2 protein-coding genes are annotated in these 849 nt (G+C 56.9%); both read right to left on the bottom strand.

Annotated elements, in window-relative coordinates; all coding sequences use genetic code 11:
• A partial coding sequence (locus AC1DT3_RS22965; RefSeq protein WP_477467468.1) for a hypothetical protein occupies positions 1-305 on the bottom strand: 305 nt, incomplete at its 3' end.
• A 113-nt stretch (positions 306-418) separates the two neighbouring features.
• Positions 419-849, bottom strand: a 431-nt coding sequence (locus tag AC1DT3_RS22960) for a hypothetical protein (RefSeq protein ID WP_477467467.1), incomplete at its 5' end; no start/stop codon positions are given.

Raw genomic sequence — 849 nt, 5'->3', positions numbered from 1 at the left:
CCCTTCAGATCCATGCACGCCAGATAAAGACTCCTGAGACCGTAGAATGCGGCGCCCGGAGAACTCGCGGCCGTCGCTTTTTGCGCCTCGTAGTCGCATTCGCGGTGGGCGCGATCAACTTGCGTGTCCGTCAGCTTCGTATCGTAGACAATCTGCATCGACTTTTGTCGGATGCAACCCGCGACCAACAAGCCCACGCAAATGATGATGAGATTGGAATAGATCATGGCCGACAACAACACGTCCAAGGTTCCGTCGCCGACGCTCTTCGAAGCAGACCGCAAACGCCAGCTCGCAACACTCATCGCTCTCTCCAGTGAAGTCCGCGTCCACGACGTTCGGATATGCGACATCATTCAACAGTTTCCTGCGGAGACAGAAATGCGCCAGCGCGAAATCGCGTCATTTGAAGCGCTCCTCACCAATCGCGGAAGATGACGCCGAGACGTTTCATGCACGCGATTTCCAAGGCGTCCCGCTCTTCGTCTCGCGCCTTCGACGGCGCGCTCGCAGGAACGGTGGCCGCCGCCTCTTTTTTGCAGGTCGCGAAAATGGATTGCCATTGCTCTTCCGGCATGCTGACGACGCCGACGTGCTTAACGCCCTTGAGCTCTGCACACATATTGTAGACGCGGTTCCAGCTGTAGGAGATTGCTGTCTGTGGACTCGCTGCGGCAATCGCTTTTTCGGCCTCGTACGAGCATTCCTTTCGGATGCGGTCCCACTGCGCGTCGCTTATCCCTGGCCTGCTGTATAGATTTCGCTCGGAGGGCGAACGCAAACAGCCCGCCGCCAAACAAAAGACAGGTATGAGGAGGAACTTTAATATGCGGATCACTCGACCTCTTC

This window comes from Microvirga sp. P4_G7 (assembly GCF_056401005.1).
The sequence above is the reverse complement of the archived record's forward strand: the minus strand, read 5'-3'. Positions and strand labels throughout refer to the sequence as shown.